The organism is Cobetia sp. MC34, from assembly GCF_018340035.1.
GTDB classification, from domain to species: domain Bacteria; phylum Pseudomonadota; class Gammaproteobacteria; order Pseudomonadales; family Halomonadaceae; genus Cobetia; species Cobetia amphilecti.
The window spans coordinates 122,973-137,833 of record NZ_JADPPY010000006.1; the positions used below are offsets into that span (position 1 = coordinate 122,973).

A 14,861-nucleotide genomic window follows, 5' to 3' on the forward strand; every position below is an offset into this window, starting at 1 on the left:
TTCCGGCTACCGAGTTTACTCGTCATGTCCTACCTGATTGGTGTCACGGCCCTCTGGGCCTTCTCGTTTTCCCTGATCGGCGTCTATCTGTCCGGTCAGGTCGATAGCTATCTGGCCGTACTGACGCGTATCGTGCTGGCGTGCCTGATCTTTGCGCCGTTCATGCGCCCGCGGGCGATCAGCGGTCGTCTGCGCTTCCAGTTGATGGCCATCGGCGCGATCCAGCTCGGCCTGATGTACATCTTCTTCTATCGCTCCTTCCTGCTGCTGCCCGTGCCGGAAGTGCTGCTGTTCACCATCTTCACGCCTATCTACATCACCTTGCTCGATGACCTGATGAACAAGCGCCTGTCGCCATTCTACCTGCTGACCGCCGCGATTGCGGTGCTGGGGGCGGCGATCATTCGCTACGACGGGGTCAGTGACGGCTTCTGGCTCGGCTTTGCGGTCGTGCAGGGCGCCAATCTATGCTTTGCCATCGGGCAGGTGGCCTACCGTCAGGTCGCTCCGCAGCTGCCGGCGGATGTCGCCCATCGCCATGTGTTCGGCTGGTTCTATCTCGGCGCGCTGGCGCTGGTGATCGTGATGTTCCTGCTGTTCGGCAGTACCGACAAGCTGCCGTCGCAGCCGGTGCACTTCGTGGTGCTGGGCTGGCTGGGCATCGTGGCCTCGGGGCTGGGCTACTTCCTGTGGAACAAGGGCGCGACGCGGGTCGATGCCGGCACGCTGGCGATTATGAACAATGCGCTGGTGCCGGCGGGTCTGCTGGTCAACCTGCTGATCTGGAACCGCGACGCCGACCTGGCGCGTCTGGCGCTGGGTGGGGCGGTCATCGTGGCGGCACTGGTGATCAATCAGGTGTGGGCGCGCCGCCGCGAGCAGGCCCTGCGCATGGCCTGACAGCCGACTGTGCCATAAGGAAATCCAGGCATCGCATCTCAATCAGCCCTCGCCCTGTGCGAGGGCTTTTTGCAGGTGAGCAGTGAGGCGCGCCAGTATGTCCTGCTGGCGGGGGATCTCGTCAGAGGGCCGCGCAGCGTTCTGCGTCGCTTCTTCGCCGAGCTGGGCCGCATTGAGACGCAGGCCGGACTGTTCGGCATTGAACAGGCTGCCGGGCAGGGTAGCGATGCCTGCGTTCAGCAGGTCCTGATGCAACTGCTTCAGCTGGTTCGCCTCAAGGCTTGGCAGGCCACACCATTGCAGATAGCCGCCGCTCGGCGGCGGCAGCCAGACGCTGTCACCCAGCGCCGCGCTCAGGTGCGCGCGCAGACGCTCCAGGCGCCTCGCATAGCAGCGTCGCATGCGCTGCACGTGGCGGCCGTAATCCCCGCTGGTGATCAGTTCGCTCAGGGCAGCATGCATCCACGGCATGTCGCCCATGCCATTGGCCCAGCGTGCCCGAATCATCGCCTGCAGCCCCAGTGGTGACTCCTGCTCGGGCCGTGACAGCCACAGCCAGCCGCAGCGGGTGCGGGGGCCCAGCGTCTTGGAAAATGATCCGAGACTGATCAGCGCAGGCATCGGCCTGTCGGCATGGCGGTGGGCGAGGTCGGCCAGCCACGGATGGCGGGTATCGAAGCTCAGCTCGGCAAAGGTGGTGTTCTCGACCAGCAGGATGGCGTGGCGGGCCGCCAGTGCCAGCAGGCGGTGGCGATCTGGCGTGCTCAGCTGCCCGCCCAGGGGATTGTGGCCATCCGCGGTCACGATCAGGGCATCCAGCGTCAGGGCGGGCGTCTTGTCATCATGACGTTCGAGCAGACGCTCGAGCGCCGCGACATCCAGTCCCTGGTGCGCGCGGGCAGGAATGGCGATCGCCTGATGGCCCTGGGCTTCGATGGCGGCCACGATACCGAAATAGCCCGGCGCTTCGACGCCGATCCGACAGCGGCCCTTGGCAGCACGCAGCTGGCCGAGCAGCAGTGACATGCCATGCTGCGCCCCCTGGCTGATCAACAGGGCATCGCTGTCACAGGGATGGCCGTGGTGGCTGAGGTGCTGGGCGATGGCGGTGCGCAGCGCACTCGAGCCCGGTGGCAGGGCATAGGCGCTGGGATGCTGGGCATGCGCCCCGAGCTGAGTGCGCGCCAGACGATACAGGCGACGCACGGCGGGGGCGTCCAGCTCCGGGTGAGCGGCACCCAACGGCGCCAGGCGCGGATCACTGGCATTCGCCATCGCCTGCCAGGCCGGGTCACTGATGGTGAGTGTGGTGATGGCGCGCGGCCTGTGATGTGACTCCCGCTGTCCGTGCTGTCCGTGCTGCCCTACGCCGGGATGACGGGATGAAGTCGGGCTGGTCTGTGAGCCGCCATTCAGGGCGCCATTCAGGTCATCCGGGGCGTGAGCAGCCTGCGTCGCTGGCACGACCCGATAGCCGGCACGCGGTTCGGCGATGATCAGGCCCGCCGCCTCCAGCTCGCCATAGGCACGAATCACGCTGTTGAGGCCGAGCCCCGACTGAGCCGCCTGCCGCCTGAGCGAAGGCAGGCGCTGTCCTGCGCTCAGTTTGCCCGTCGCCATCTGGGCCTTGAGCCGCTCGACCAGCTGCTGATAGCGCGGCAGCGTCGCGGCAGTGGCACCTGAGCTGGCGCCTGAACTGGCGGTTGAGCTGGTGGTTGAGTTGATGGCATCGCCGGCAAGCGAAGGGCGGCTGGCGGACGAAGCGTGCTCGGCGGATGACATGCCTGTCTGTACCCCTTGAATTGGTGGTTATCTGTATCTTGTGCCCCCTTGAGGGTTCGCGGCAAGCTGAAGGCTCATGTCGTGGTCCCGTCGGTGTACGTCCTGCACCTGCCTATGGGCCGACCGCTTGCCATTTCTCTCGCTGGAGTCTGCGTGATGTGGATGCCACTTTGCTTCGTGTTTCTGTTCGCCAGCGGCTTCATCGCCGCCCGCTTCGGTACCCTGGACGCTGAACCCTTCACCTTGCTGCTGGTGCGCAGCCTGCTGGTGCTGCCGGTGCTGGGAGTGATTCTGTGGCTGCGCCGCAAGCCGCGTCAGTGGGGCCGACGCAACGACCGTCTGGCGCAGGTGGGCATCGGCATGCTGTTGCATGGCGCCTACCTGGGCGGCGTGTTCGCGGCGGTCAAGACGGGGCTGCCGGCGGGCCTGACGGCGCTGCTGGTCAGCCTGCATCCACTGGTGACGGCGGCCTTGTCACTGCCATTGTTCGGCGTGCGGCTGGGCGCCAGGCAGTGGGTGGGGCTTGGCTGTGGCGCCATCGGCGTCAGTCTGGTGCTGGGGGCAGGGCTTGCCAAGGACGGCGCTGGTACCCTGGAGTGGCCGCTGATCGGGCTTGTCTGGTGCCTGGTGGCGCTGATCGGCGTGTCCAGCTCGACGCTTTGGCAGAAGCGGGTCTCCGGGCGCATGGGGCTGGTCGAGGGGCTGATGTTCCAGTATCTCGGTGCGGGCGCGGTGTTCGTCGTCGCCGCGACCAGTGTCGGCAGCTTTGTCTTTGACCCCACGCCGCGTCTGCTGCTGACCATGGCCTGGCTGGTGATCGCCATCTCGGTCGGTGCCATCTGGCTGCTGATGCTGATGCTGGAGCGGGGTGAGGCCCATCAGGTCGCGCGCACCTTCTTCCTGGTGCCGCCGTGTGCCGCGCTGATGGCATGGTGGCTGTTCGATGAACAGTGGACCGCGCTGATGGTGGCGGGTGCCGCACTGGTGGTGCTGGGACTGGTGCTGGACCGCCCGCGTCCGGGCAAGGTGAGCAAGGCGCCGGCGGAGGACGCCACGCCGCCAGCGTACTCAACCTCATCGACTGCAACAACTTCCAATGCTTCGGCAACGAACAGTGGGCAGGCCGCCCCGCGCTGATACGTGCCGAGCGCACAACTCACAACGCACAGCGCACACCGCACCAGGTACAAAGCGCAACGCCCCGCCGGCCCGAGATGGGCTGGCGGGGCGTTGTCGTTTCTGGCCAGTCAGAAGCGCTAGCCAGGAAGTGGCTGATCAGAAGCGGTAGCTGATCCCGGCCATGGTCACGATGGGGTCGATCTCGACCTTGTCGTTGACGCTGCCTGCCACGGTGACATCGGAATCGATATCCAGATACCAGGCGGCGACGTTGGCCGCCCAGTGCTCGTTGATCACCAGATCGACGCCGATCTGTGCGGCCGCGCCCCAGCTGTCATCCATCTCGAGCTTGGTGCCATCGTCGAGGGTTTCATCGGAGAAGTGGGTGTAGTTGACGCCCGCACCGATGTACGGCTGGATGCGCGATTCACGTCCGCCAAGCGGGTAGTACTGCAGTGTCAGGGTCGGCGGCAGGTGGTCGACGGAACCGGCTTTCTGGCCATTGAGCGAGATGTCGTGGTCGAAATCCTGCGCCGCCAGCAGCTCGATACCGAAGGTGTCGGTGAAGCGATAGCCGAGAGTGAAGGCAAAGGCGCTGTCATCATCGACATCCACGTCGGCACCGATGGCATCGATGCGACCGTTGTCACTCTTCGGCGAGACCTTGGCGACACCCGCACGCGTCCAGAACTGCCCGGCGCCGTAGTTGAGAGAGCTGAGAGAGTTGAGAGAGCTGTGAGAGCTGGCATTCAGCGAGTCGGCGGCCATGGCCGGTGCGGCACCGAGAGTCGCGAGGCCGGTGAGGCCTGCCAGTGCCAGAAGCTGCCACGGGCGTGCTGCAGAGCGCGGGCTACGCGAAGTCAGGTGCGCGGGGAGGGAGGCTTGGCGAGTGACGACGTCGGACATGATGGCTCCTGAAGGATGGCGGGAAACAATGCCCTCATTCTAGGTAGCCGAATTTCGAGAAATTTGACCTGGGGCAAAAGTTTACGGGCGTTCTTGCTTGGTCAGGGGCGTGGTTGATCCAGGTCAATTTCTGCGCCGCGCCGGCGAAGATTGGCCATGTGGCCGTTGGCTGCCCACAACGAAAACGCCGCAGACCCGAAGGTCTGCGGCGTTTGTGTGTGATGCCCATCTGGCGCCTGGGCGGCTCGGCGTTGCCGAGCTCCATCGCTGACGCTTTAGTGAATGATGCGGCATCACACGGCTTGCCAGGTACTCGCTGGAGGCATGTTCACGCCTCGTGCGAGGACTTAGAAGCGGTAGGTGACACCGGCACCGACAGTGACCGGGTCCAGCTCGGTGTCGTTCACGTCCTGACCGGCGATCTTGGTATCGGCCTTGACGTCGGCGTAACGAGCGAAGCCGTTGACGGCCCAGGCTTCGGTGATCTTGAGGTCAACACCCAGCTCGGCAGCGGCGCCGTAGCTGTCGTCGATGTCCATGCTCTGGCCACCGGCAGACTCACCGGAGAAGTGGGTGTAGTTCAGGCCGACACCAGCGTACGGCTGGACGCGGGCTTCAGTACCGCCCAGCGGGTAGTACTGCAGCATCAGGTTGATCGGCATCTGATCGAAACCACCGGCGCTGTTTTCCCAGTCAGTGCTGAATTCTTCAGTGGACTGCAGGGCGATGGCCAGGTTGTCGTGGAACATGTAGCCCACGGAACCGGCGAAGCCAGACTCGTCCTTGGCGATCAGACCGTTGCCGTTGTTGCTCTTGCCGTCGACCTTGGCAACGCCACCGCGCAGGAAGGTATCACCCTTGCCATATGCCATGGCGGATTGTGCGCCCATAGCCATGGTGCCGGCGATAACAGTAGCGGTCAGGATCTTGATAGCTTTCATGTGTAATTCTCCTTGAAGCTTGGCTTCGTGAGCTGCCTGTCAGCAGTGCCTCGCTACCCTACGGCTTGGGCCGTGTGCTCTGCGTGGCTGCGTCGATCAGGGGACGCTGCAAACTATAAAAAACAGCGTTCTGTTTGGCAAGCATTTTTTTAGAACGTTGTTTGAAAACTTATTAGGTGTCCTGTTAGCGGATGTTACCGATTATTTCAGGGAAGTTTAATGTCTCACGAGTGAGACTTGTGCTGACGCATTCGAGCGACATCCTCATTCATCCTCGCGCAAGGTGACCAAGACCTTGGTCGCATGCCGTGCGCGAGGTTATTGCTCACTACGCCAAAGACCGTCACCGGCTTCTGCAGGCTCAGCGCCGCTTGCGTGCGGCGCGTGCTTCCAGCTCTTTCAGCCACTGACTGACCTCGGCGCTCTGCGCATCCGCATCGCGGTAGACGGCAAGAAATTGTCGCCATTCATCGTGCTGCCAGCCCTTCAGGCGGCGCCACAGCACGTAGAGATCGCGCAGGCACTCGTGGCGGCGCAGCACGAAGCGGCGCGTCTTCTCGAGGTCGATGATGACGGCGTCCATCTGCCAGGTGCTGTCCGGCGACTCACTCGGCGGGCGACTCAGGAAAAGGTGCTTGGGGAACAGACAGCCATGCATCAGGCCAGCCTGGTGAATCTCGCGCACGAGGCGGGCGCTGGCGGTGATGACCTGAGAGCGCATGCCCGCATCGAGCTCTGACCAGCGTTCATGCCAGTGATCCAGATCATCGCGCTCGGCGAGATCGAAGGTGATCAGGATGGCGCGCCATTCCCGGCCAGCACGCCGCTCGCCGTACCAGCCGGCGTCCACTGCCGGTATTCCCAGCGCGTGATAGTGGCGGATGGCACGCCATTCACGAGAGAAGGTCGGCTCGCCCAGCGGGCGCGCCAGGCTGCGGCCCAGGTGGTTGGTCTGGCGCTTGAGATAGAGGCGATGGCTGTTGCCGTCCTCATCCTCGAGCGTCAGCAGCGAAACCGTCGAGACGCCGCCGCGTTCACGATTCGGCGCGTCGACGTCGTGGGCTGCCACTTGCCACAGGGCATCGAAGCTATTGAGGTCGTGCTGCTCCAGCAGACGGGCGAGGCCGGCTTCGCAGTAATCGCCGTGGCCGCGCGGCGCCGTGGCGCTGGGGCTGGTGGTGGCGGTGTGACCAGCAGAGGGATGAATGGGGGAGCGATGCGTCATGTCAGGTAGGAATCACGGTCTCGGGTGATAGGCGGTAAGCGTGCACTGGCAATCCTTGTCGGTGAGCGCTGCGATGACTGGCCATGATAGTTAGCCTGCTGGGGAAGTGACAGGCCTGCGGGACAAAACTCTCCTTCCCAGCGCGTCAATGGCGCGGGGCCGTGATGGCTTGCTGCGCGGCGGCTGGCGCCGCTTGGGTGCGCCAGTCGGTCGCGGCGTGGTGCAACGTCGCAGTGTGGTCGATGGTCGCAGCGCGCGCAGGGGTGCGCAGAGTCAGCGTTGAGATGGCGCCAGGCCAGCGAGGCCCGTCGCTCCAGCATCCATGCGGCTTGCAGCGGAGTTGTCCAGTGACAGCAGGTACTTGGCGGAGGTAGCGGGTGCGACATGCGCCCGGTGAGTGCGACAACCTGACATCTGGAGACTGGCGCGGGAGGGTAGACAATGTCGACCAAGGTCTTGGTGCCACGGTGCCATTGCCTGTGTGCTTGCCGGCGAGAGTCGGCCTGATGTGTCCGTCCGACGTCGGTGGCAAGCGCATGCAGGGACGGCAGCCTGACCGTCCGCCTTATCGCAAAGGGGTTAAGACATGATCTCCGATACCGTCGTGGAGCTGTCGCGGTTCCAGTTCGGCATGACCGCGCTCTACCACTTCCTGTTCGTACCATTGACCATCGGCATGGCCTTCCTGCTGGCCATCATGGAATCCCTGTATGTCATGACCGGCAAGCAGGTCTACCAGGACATGACCAAATTCTGGGGCAAGCTGTTCGGCATCAACTTCGCGCTCGGCGTGGCCACTGGCCTGACGATGGAATTCCAGTTCGGCACCAACTGGGCCTACTACTCGCATTACGTCGGCGACATCTTCGGTGCGCCGCTGGCCATCGAGGGCCTGGTGGCCTTCTTCCTCGAGTCCACCTTCGTTGGCCTGTTCTTCTTCGGCTGGGACCGCCTGACCAAGCGTCAGCACCTGATGGTGACCTGGCTTGTGGCCTTCGGCTCCAACTTCTCGGCGCTGTGGATCCTGATCGCCAACGGCTGGATGCAGAATCCGGTCGGTGCGGCCTTCAATTTCGAGACCATGCGCATGGAGCTGACCAGCTTCGCGGATGTCATCTTCAACCCGGTCGCCCAGGCCAAGTTCGTGCATACCGTGTCGGCAGGCTATGTGACAGGCGCCATGTTCGTGCTCGGCATCAGCGCCTTCTACCTGCTCAAGGGTCGTGACCTGGGCTTTGCCAAGCGCAGCTTCGCCATCGCCGCCGCCTTCGGCCTGTTCTCGGTGGCTTCGGTGATCGTGCTGGGCGATGAGTCCGGCTACGAGGTCGGGGATGTCCAGAAGGCCAAGATGGCCGCCATCGAGGCGATGTGGGAAACCGAGCCGGCGCCGGCGTCCTTCACGCTGATCGGTCTGCCCAACGAGGAGACCCAGCACACCGATTACGGCATCCATATTCCCTATGTGATGGGCCTGATCGGTACGCGCTCGCTGGATACCGAGATCCCCGGCATCAAGGAGCTGACCGAGGAGCACCGCGGACGCATCCTCAATGGCATGCAGGCCTATGACCTGCTCCAGCAGCTGCGCGATGGCCAGGACGACATCGCGACCCGCAAGGCCTTCGATGCGGTCAAGGATGATCTCGGTTACGGCATGCTGCTTAAGCGCTACGTCGAGACGCCGTCAGATGCCACGCCGGAGATGATCGACAAGGCCGCCGCAGACTCGATTCCGCCGGTCGCGCCGATGTTCTTCTCGTTCCGCATCATGGTCGCCTGCGGCATGGCGATGCTGGTGATCTTCATCGCGGCGGTGTGGATGACCGCCAAGCAGCGCTTCGACGTGCGGCCCTTCCTGTGGATCTGTCTGCTGTCGATCCCGCTGCCGTTCATCGCCGTGGAAACCGGCTGGTTCGTGGCCGAATTCGGGCGTCAGCCGTGGGCGGTGGGGGAGATTCTGCCGACCTTCATGGCGGCCTCGAGTCTGGATGAGTCCGATCTGTGGTGGTCCATCGGTGGCTTCCTGGCCTTCTACAGCCTGTTCTTCGTCATCGAGATGTGGCTGATGTTCCACTTCGCGCGCAAGGGGCCGTCTTCCCTGCACACCGGTCGCTATCACTTCGAGCGCGGCGGCATCCACCATGGCGCCATGTCCGAAGATGACGGCATGTCACTCAATCCTTCGCTGTCATTCAAGGAGTAACGGATCATGTGGGATTACGAGATCCTCAAGCTGTTCTGGTGGGTGGCGGTAGGGCTGCTGCTGATCGGCTTCGTCATCACCGATGGCATGGACATGGGCGCGGCGATGCTGATGCCGCTGGTCAGCCGCAATGACAGCGAGCGCCGCGTGGTGATCAATACCCTGGCGCCGCACTGGGATGGCAATCAGGTATGGCTGGTCACCGCCATCGGCGCGGTGTTCGCGGTGTGGCCTGTGGTCTACGGCGCCGTGTTCTCCAGCTTCTATTTCGCGATGCTGACCATCCTGTTCTCGCTGTTCTTCCGTCCGCTGGGCTTTGACTACCGCTCCAAGCTCGAGAACACCCAGTGGCGTGGCTGGTGGGACCGCGGCATCGTCGCCGGCAGCCTGATTCCCACCGCCTTCTTCGGGCTGATCTTCGGCAATCTGCTGCAGGGCGTGCCGCTGGAAGTCGATCAGTTCATGCGTGCCAGCTATGCCGGCAGCTACCTGGGCCTGTTCAACCCCTTCGCCTTGCTGTGCGCCGCGCTGTCCGTGGTGATGGTGATGCTGCATGGCGGTACCTGGCTGGTGGCACGTGCCGATGAGGCCGTCGCCGCACGCAGCGCGCGTCTGGTGCAGCCGCTGGGCCTTTTGACGCTGGGGCTGTTCGCGCTGGGCGGCCTGTGGGTGTGGCTGTCCGGCATGGGCTACAGCATCGATCAGATGGGCGATACCGCCTCGGCCCTGAAGCTGCTCGACAAGCAGGTCGGGCCGGGCAGCTGGCTGGATGTCTATGCGCGTGAGCCGTTGACACTGCTGGCACCGCTCAGCGCGGTGGTCGGTGTGCTGGCCGCGATGGTGCTGTCGGCCCGGCGCAAGGGCGGCGCGGCCTTCACGGCAAGCTCCGTCGGGGTAGGGGGTGTGGTCGCCACCGCGGGCATCAGCATGTTCCCGTTCATCGTGCCGTCCTCGCGCATGAGCGAGGCCAGCCTGACGCTGTGGGATTCCGTTTCCAGCGAGCTGACGCTCTCCATCGTCACCGTGGCGGGTCTGGTGATGGTGCCGACCATCATCCTCTACACCACCTGGTGCTACGTGAAGATGTGGCGTCGCGTCACCGTCGCGCATATCGAGCAGGACGGTCACAGTCTGTATTGAGTTGAGTTGAGTTGAGCTAGCTGAGCCAATTGCTCCCATTTGCTATCAAAAGACGAGGGCACTGCCCTCGTCAGGAGACGACACCATGTGGTATTTCGCCTGGATTCTCGGTGTGTTGCTGGCCTGCTTCGCGGGCATCATCAATGCATTGTGGCTTGAGCAGACCCACACCTTTGACGATGATTGAGTGAGGCGGCCCCCAACGTTACTTCTGCGCCGCTGACTGTTCCGATCAAGGAGAGCTCGATGTCACGACCCTGGTACGCCTCACGACCACCGGCCTGGTGCCGAACTCGACCTGCCCACCTGGCCTCGCTGCTGCTGTCTGCCATGGTGGCCATCTGGATGCTGCTGGGGCCGGATGCGATAGCCTCGATGCAGACAGGACCGCGCTATCTGATGTTGCTGGTCGCGCTGTGGGGGCTGGGCGCCGGCTTCACGCATGGCGTCGGTCTGGTGCCGCGCCATGCGACCCGCGCCTGGCTGCTGGGGGCGCCGCTGAGCTGGTGTCTTCTGCTCATCACGCTGGTGACCCTCGCGTCCAGCCAGTAACCCGATTGCGCAGGCTCTATTCATTACATCAACAAACACGGCCGCTCCCTGGAGCGGCCGTGTTTGTTTAGGGCTAAAGGCATGGCTCAAGGGCATGGCTTGCGAGCCCTTGAGTGATTCAGGCTTTACTTGTTGAGGCCGCAGGCTCTATAACGCAGCGAGGTGGCGTCGCGCTCATTGCCCCGCGCAGACCGCTCTCGCAAGCCTTCGCCGGCCCCGCAGGCCATCGTAAACCCTTGCTGGCTCTTGCAGGCCCTTGCCGATGTCTGGCGCTGTGCGGGGCTTTTCACGGATTCTTGCAGCTGGCAGGCCCTTTCGCGCTGGCCGCCATCCGCATTGACGCTGCGTTGTATTCGTCGCCCTCGGCCCCAAGAGGTAATGGAGCGGAGGGAGGAGAGGCGCCGATCGAGAGCGGGAGAGTGTCTGGTAAGCCGCTGGTGCAGCACCTGTGTCCTCTTCACTCTCACCTTGTCAGATGATGATGCCCTGGCGTGCATGAATGACGGGGCTCTCGATGGAGGAAATACCATGCGGTCCTCAGCTGATGCATCCTGCGGCCAGACGTCTGGCCGGCAGTCCTCGTCCTCGTCGGGGCATATTCCCCGCGACATGTCGCGCCGCCTTTCCGGTGACTGGGTCTTGTCATTGGTGGTGCCGGTGATGAACGAGGAGGAGACCATCGGTCTCTTTCTGGAGGCCATCGAGAAGACCCTGGGCTCACAGGTGCCGCATCTTGAAGTGCTGTTCGTCGATGATGGCTCAACCGATGGCACCCTGGCGTGTCTGGAGGCCGCGGCGGCCGGCGATGCCCGCGTGCGCTACCTGAGCCTGACACGCAACTTCGGCAAGGAAGCGGCCATGTCCGCCGGCATCGAGCAGGCGCGTGGCGATGCCGTCGTGCCGATGGATGTCGATCTGCAGGACCCGCCGGAGGTGATCCTCGAGTTCATCAGCCAATGGCAGGCCGGCTACGACATGGTCTATGGCGTACGCGCCGCGCGTCATGAGGACACCGCCACCAAACGCAAGACGGCAGGCTGGTTCTACCGCGTCTTCAACCGCCTGACCTTCACCGAGATACCACGCGATGCGGGCGACTTCCGCCTGCTGGACCGCCGTGTCGTCGAGGCGCTGCGGCGCCTGCCCGAGCGCAATCGCTTCATGAAGGGCCTGTTCTCATGGCCCGGCTATCGCTCGGTGGGCGTCACCTACCAGCGCCCGTCGCGCACGGCCGGCACCACCAAGTTCAACTACTGGAAGCTGTGGAACTTCGCCCTCGATGGCGTGGTGAGCTTCTCGACCTGGCCGCTGCGGGTCTGGACCTATATCGGCAGTGTCGTCGCCGCTCTGTCCTTCCTCTATATCCTGGTGATCATCAGCAAGACGGTGTTGTTCGGCGCCGATGCGCCGGGCTATGCCTCTCTGATGGTCGCGATCCTGTTCTTCGGCGGCATGCAGTTGATCTCGATCGGCGTGCTGGGCGAATACCTCGGTCGTCTGTTCATGGAAACCAAGCAGCGTCCGCTTTACCTTATCGACCATGACAGCCTGCACGACAGCCCGCCGGGCAGCGTGTCACCGGACAGGGGCCTCGACAGCGGCCTGAGCACTGCGCGAGTCGTGCGCGGCGCGTCACGCGATGCGGCGCGAGGTGAATCACTTGAGCGCTGATCGTGAGGGCGTCAGCGAGTCCGACAGGCCAGTCACTGCGCGCGCCAGGGAGGAGGCGGGCACCGCGACCCGCTTCGGGCTGGTCGGGCTGGCCGCGACGGGCGTGCACCTGGGCGTCGCCGCCTTGCTGCTGTTCCTGTGGCCGCAGCTCAATGAGTTCGTCGCCAACATCATTGCCTTCTGCGTCGCCTTTCAGGTCTCGCTGGTCGGCCACCGGCGGCTGACCTTCAAGCGCCAGGGCAGTGCCTGGCGCTTCGGACTGGTCGCGGCGGGCGGCTTCGCGCTCAACAATGGCCTGTTGGCACTGCTGATGCAGGGGCTTGATCTGTCGGGCTTCGTCGCCATCGCGATCGCCACGCTCTCGGTGCCGATCGTGACCTATCTGGCCTCACGGCTGTGGGCCTTCAAGGAAGACCATGCATGAATGACAGCGTCACCGCAGGACCGCGCTCGACGCTGGGGGAGCGCTTCAAGACATTGGCAGCCGAGACGCCGCCCCCTGCCGAGGCACTCGCGCGGGCGCAGGCCGTGCGCATTCCCTGGGGGCATATCCTGCTGGCGCTGCTGGTGACACGCGCAGTCTGGCTCGCCATCGCGCTGTGGGGCGATCACAGCTATCTGCACGCCATGGCGCAGTTCGACGGCAGCTGGTTCAAGGGCATCATGACGCGCGGCTACGATGTCGAGGCGCGCGGCATGAGCGACGGCGACGCTGCCAACTGGGCGTTCTTCCCGCTCTATCCGGCGCTGCTGTGGCTGGTGACGCTGGGCGGTCAACTGGACCCCGAACTGATGGGCGTGCTCCTGAGCAATGCCTTGCTGGCCGTGGCGCTGGGGCTGGGCTGTCGCTATCTGGCCATCACGCGGCCCGGCGCGCCGTTGCTGCTGTTCGTGTGGCTGGCAGCCAGCATGCCGTACAGCTTCTATTTCAGCGCGCTCTATTCCGAGTCACTGTTCTGGCTGCTGTGTCTGGCGTCTTTGATCGACTGGCGCTGTCAGCGCACCGGCCGCGTGATGCTCTGGACACTGCTGTTGTCGATGACCCGCGCCACCGGGGTGTTCTGGGTCATCGCGATGGGAATCGAGCTTGTGGCGCGCCTGCGCCTACGCGCCTTCGCCGAGCTGTGGCGGCGGCCCGATTGGCTGCTGATCGGCGTGGTGGGGCCCTTGGGGCTGTTTCTGTTCATGGCGCTGCTCTACCACCGGACGGGCGATGCGCTGGCCTTCAGCCATGTGCAGATTTCTTGGGGCCGTGAGATGGGCAATCCCCTCACCAACCTCATTGAAGGGCTGAGCTACTGGCAGAGCGCGCCGGAGACGCTGCGCCCGGCGTGGCAGGCGAGTATGGCACTGATCGGTGTCGGCCTGATCGGCTGGCTGGGCGTGCAGCGGCGCTGGCTTGAGATGGGGCTGGCGGGCTTCACGCTGTTCGTACCGCTGGCGACCGGGCTGGACGCCATTCCGCGCTACATGATCGGCATGCCGGTGTTCGTGCTGGCCCTGCATGACCTGCTCACTCGTCTGCCACGCACGCTGGCCTGGGGCCTGGTCATGCTGGGCGCGCTCGCTAATCTCTGGCTGGTGGAGAACTGGTATGACACCGTCTTCTGGCTCGTCTGATGCCCTGTATGGCGCGCCACGGCCACGGCGCAGCCAGCGGATCTGGTGGCTGCTGGCCACCGTGGTGGTGCTGGCCTTCGAACTCACCCTGCTGTGGCTGGCGCGCACGCCCAGGGTCGATGATCACTATCGGCGCTACTTCATCGAGCATGCCACCACCTGCTACCGGCCGATGGGCGAGGTGCCGGTACTGACGCCCGGTGAGCGCTACCCCGTCCGCAAGGGCGAGTCGCTGGGCAATTGTGGCGTGCTGTGGGCCGGTTTCTACTCGCCCCAGCCAGACGTGCCGGTCAGTGCGCGGCTGGCGGAGGTCACCTTGCGCCTGCGGGTCGCACCCGAGGTCTCGCCGGCAGGCTCGCAGGCCGTGGTCGTGGCGCTTGAGCTGTCACGTTTCCCGGATTCGGCCGCCGCGCTGCCGGTGGAAGTCATGATCGGGGAGCAGACCGTCACGCGCTGGCCGGTAGGCGGCCGTTATGAGCGCTTCGAGGTCGAGGTGCCCGCCGCGCTGATCGCGAGCGACGGCAGCTTCAGCCTGACCCTCAAGGGGCCGCCGCCCATCGCGCCGCGTGATGCGGGCCTGGATGCCAACAAGTTTCCCGTGGGCCTGCGCCTGGACGCGCTGACGCTGCGCTCACCGCTGGGACTGACGCCCGCTCGGGCGCAGCCCTGACGTATGCCCTGGATTGAAGGGTGCCTTGAATTTAAGTGCGCCCTGAATTGGAGTGCGCCCTGAATTGAGGACTGGCGTGATGGATACCGTGATGAATGGCGTGATGAGCGCAGAGCAGAGCACGCGGCCCCG

Annotated in this window: 14 protein-coding genes; 10 read left to right on the top strand and 4 right to left on the bottom strand. The window is 64.4% G+C overall.

Going from position 1 to position 14,861, the window contains the following annotated elements; all coding sequences use genetic code 11:
* Nucleotides 1-24: 24 nt before the first annotated feature.
* Complete coding sequence (locus IZU87_RS05355) at nt 25-900, top strand: carboxylate/amino acid/amine transporter (protein ID WP_213113909.1); 876 nt, start codon at nt 25-27, stop codon at nt 898-900.
* A 42-nt stretch (nt 901-942) separates the two neighbouring features.
* Here the strand turns inward: IZU87_RS05355 and IZU87_RS05360 are convergent, their stop codons facing one another.
* Complete coding sequence (locus IZU87_RS05360) at nt 943-2,682, bottom strand: aminotransferase-like domain-containing protein (protein WP_213113910.1); 1,740 nt, start codon at nt 2,680-2,682, stop codon at nt 943-945.
* A gap of 156 nt (nt 2,683-2,838) precedes the next feature.
* Between IZU87_RS05360 and IZU87_RS05365 the strand changes: the two genes are divergently transcribed.
* The gene (locus IZU87_RS05365) at nt 2,839-3,819 is read left to right on the top strand and encodes a DMT family transporter (RefSeq protein WP_213113911.1); all 981 of its coding nucleotides are present in this window, start codon (nt 2,839-2,841) and stop codon (nt 3,817-3,819) included.
* 138 nt (nt 3,820-3,957) lie between these two features.
* Here IZU87_RS05365 and IZU87_RS05370 read toward each other — a convergent pair whose 3' ends face one another.
* The 3 genes from IZU87_RS05370 to IZU87_RS05380 all read right to left on the bottom strand — a co-directional run bounded on the left by IZU87_RS05370 (nt 3,958) and on the right by IZU87_RS05380 (nt 6,873).
* Nucleotides 3,958-4,707, bottom strand: a complete 750-nt coding sequence (locus tag IZU87_RS05370; protein WP_213113912.1) for an OmpW/AlkL family protein — start codon at nt 4,705-4,707, stop codon at nt 3,958-3,960.
* Between the two features lie 347 nt (nt 4,708-5,054).
* On the bottom strand, nt 5,055-5,648 hold the full coding sequence (locus IZU87_RS05375; RefSeq protein WP_043335424.1) for an OmpW/AlkL family protein: 594 nt from the start codon (nt 5,646-5,648) through the stop codon (nt 5,055-5,057).
* A 361-nt stretch (nt 5,649-6,009) separates the two neighbouring features.
* On the bottom strand, nt 6,010-6,873 hold the full coding sequence (locus IZU87_RS05380) for a lipopolysaccharide kinase InaA family protein (protein ID WP_213113913.1): 864 nt from the start codon (nt 6,871-6,873) through the stop codon (nt 6,010-6,012).
* Nucleotides 6,874-7,459: 586 nt separating this feature from the next.
* Here IZU87_RS05380 and IZU87_RS05385 point away from each other — a divergent pair.
* From IZU87_RS05385 to IZU87_RS05420, 8 genes are all read left to right on the top strand, one after another.
* On the top strand, nt 7,460-9,076 hold the full coding sequence (locus IZU87_RS05385) for a cytochrome ubiquinol oxidase subunit I (protein WP_054556794.1): 1,617 nt from the start codon (nt 7,460-7,462) through the stop codon (nt 9,074-9,076).
* Nucleotides 9,077-9,082: 6 nt separating this feature from the next.
* Nucleotides 9,083-10,216, top strand: coding sequence for a cytochrome d ubiquinol oxidase subunit II (gene cydB / locus IZU87_RS05390; protein ID WP_209443815.1), 1,134 nt, complete (start codon nt 9,083-9,085; stop codon nt 10,214-10,216).
* 85 nt (nt 10,217-10,301) lie between these two features.
* On the top strand, nt 10,302-10,403 hold the full coding sequence (gene cydX / locus IZU87_RS05395; protein ID WP_024951692.1) for a cytochrome bd-I oxidase subunit CydX: 102 nt from the start codon (nt 10,302-10,304) through the stop codon (nt 10,401-10,403).
* A 59-nt stretch (nt 10,404-10,462) separates the two neighbouring features.
* Nucleotides 10,463-10,768: a cyd operon YbgE family protein gene (locus IZU87_RS05400; protein WP_082388798.1), complete on the top strand. Its 306-nt coding sequence runs from the start codon at nt 10,463-10,465 to the stop codon at nt 10,766-10,768.
* A 528-nt stretch (nt 10,769-11,296) separates the two neighbouring features.
* Nucleotides 11,297-12,439: a glycosyltransferase family 2 protein gene (locus IZU87_RS05405; RefSeq protein ID WP_249330445.1), complete on the top strand. Its 1,143-nt coding sequence runs from the start codon at nt 11,297-11,299 to the stop codon at nt 12,437-12,439.
* Complete coding sequence (locus tag IZU87_RS05410; protein WP_213113914.1) at nt 12,429-12,863, top strand: GtrA family protein; 435 nt, start codon at nt 12,429-12,431, stop codon at nt 12,861-12,863. Before IZU87_RS05405 ends, IZU87_RS05410 begins: the two co-directional genes overlap by 11 nt.
* Nucleotides 12,860-14,059 carry a putative hexosyltransferase gene (locus IZU87_RS05415; protein ID WP_213113915.1) on the top strand — a complete coding sequence of 400 codons (1,200 nt, stop codon included), beginning with the start codon at nt 12,860-12,862 and terminating at the stop codon, nt 14,057-14,059. Before IZU87_RS05410 ends, IZU87_RS05415 begins: the two co-directional genes overlap by 4 nt.
* Complete coding sequence (locus IZU87_RS05420) at nt 14,034-14,729, top strand: hypothetical protein (RefSeq protein WP_213113916.1); 696 nt, start codon at nt 14,034-14,036, stop codon at nt 14,727-14,729. The genes IZU87_RS05415 and IZU87_RS05420 overlap by 26 nt, the downstream gene beginning before the upstream one ends.
* Nucleotides 14,730-14,861 lie beyond the last annotated feature (132 nt).

Excerpts from the sequence above, each read along its gene's own strand:
- IZU87_RS05355 (WP_213113909.1), top strand. The coding sequence starts at position 25 with ATGTCCTACCTGATTGGTGTCACGGCCCTCTGGGCCTTCTCGTTTTCC.
- IZU87_RS05360 (WP_213113910.1), bottom strand. The coding sequence starts at position 2,682 with ATGTCATCCGCCGAGCACGCTTCGTCCGCCAGCCGCCCTTCGCTTGCC.
- IZU87_RS05365 (WP_213113911.1), top strand. The coding sequence starts at position 2,839 with ATGTGGATGCCACTTTGCTTCGTGTTTCTGTTCGCCAGCGGCTTCATC.
- IZU87_RS05370 (WP_213113912.1), bottom strand. The coding sequence starts at position 4,707 with ATGTCCGACGTCGTCACTCGCCAAGCCTCCCTCCCCGCGCACCTGACT.
- IZU87_RS05375 (WP_043335424.1), bottom strand. The coding sequence starts at position 5,648 with ATGAAAGCTATCAAGATCCTGACCGCTACTGTTATCGCCGGCACCATG.
- IZU87_RS05380 (WP_213113913.1), bottom strand. The coding sequence starts at position 6,873 with ATGACGCATCGCTCCCCCATTCATCCCTCTGCTGGTCACACCGCCACC.
- IZU87_RS05385 (WP_054556794.1), top strand. The coding sequence starts at position 7,460 with ATGATCTCCGATACCGTCGTGGAGCTGTCGCGGTTCCAGTTCGGCATG.
- cydB (WP_209443815.1), top strand. The coding sequence starts at position 9,083 with ATGTGGGATTACGAGATCCTCAAGCTGTTCTGGTGGGTGGCGGTAGGG.
- cydX (WP_024951692.1), top strand. The coding sequence starts at position 10,302 with ATGTGGTATTTCGCCTGGATTCTCGGTGTGTTGCTGGCCTGCTTCGCG.
- IZU87_RS05400 (WP_082388798.1), top strand. The coding sequence starts at position 10,463 with ATGTCACGACCCTGGTACGCCTCACGACCACCGGCCTGGTGCCGAACT.
- IZU87_RS05405 (WP_249330445.1), top strand. The coding sequence starts at position 11,297 with ATGCGGTCCTCAGCTGATGCATCCTGCGGCCAGACGTCTGGCCGGCAG.
- IZU87_RS05415 (WP_213113915.1), top strand. The coding sequence starts at position 12,860 with ATGAATGACAGCGTCACCGCAGGACCGCGCTCGACGCTGGGGGAGCGC.
- IZU87_RS05420 (WP_213113916.1), top strand. The coding sequence starts at position 14,034 with ATGACACCGTCTTCTGGCTCGTCTGATGCCCTGTATGGCGCGCCACGG.